The following is a 487-nucleotide window of genomic DNA, read 5'->3' on the forward strand; positions in this document are numbered from 1 at the left end:
TGGCAGATTGCAAGAAATAACTTGAACGAATTTAATGACGTAAATTAAGCAAGAAGATCTCGATTGGTGTATGCCAATTAAGACATTTAAGTGGCCGTGAATTCAAATACCAATTAATTTGAACCAATTGGTGATCACTTAGTTCTTCAATGGCTTGGCCTTTGGGAATAAAGCGCCGCAAAACTCGGTTACGGTTCTCATTACTGCCTCTTTCATGCGGTGAATAGGCATGGGCAAAATAAACCTGTGTACCAGTTCGCCGTTCAATTGTCTGATAGTTAGCGAACTCTTTACCATGATCTACGGTAAGCGTCTTGAGCTTGTCTTGAAGTTGACTAGCTAGTTCAAGTACGGCTTGAGTCATGGACTGACTGTCGCGACCATGGAGCCGTTTAACAATTGTCAGGCGACTCTTACGCTCCACAAAAGTAGCCACAGCTTGACCTTTACGTTTACCAGAAAGTACGGTATCAGCTTCAAAGTGGCC

At 42.9% G+C, this 487-nt stretch carries 1 protein-coding gene; it reads right to left on the bottom strand.

The annotated features are described in order from the left end of the window. Positions 1-31 precede the first annotated feature (31 nt). A partial coding sequence (locus FD37_RS12645; protein WP_082605166.1) for an IS30 family transposase occupies positions 32-487 on the bottom strand: 456 nt, incomplete at its 5' end.

Source organism: Levilactobacillus spicheri DSM 15429 (assembly GCF_001435095.1).
GTDB lineage: Bacteria > Bacillota > Bacilli > Lactobacillales > Lactobacillaceae > Levilactobacillus > Levilactobacillus spicheri.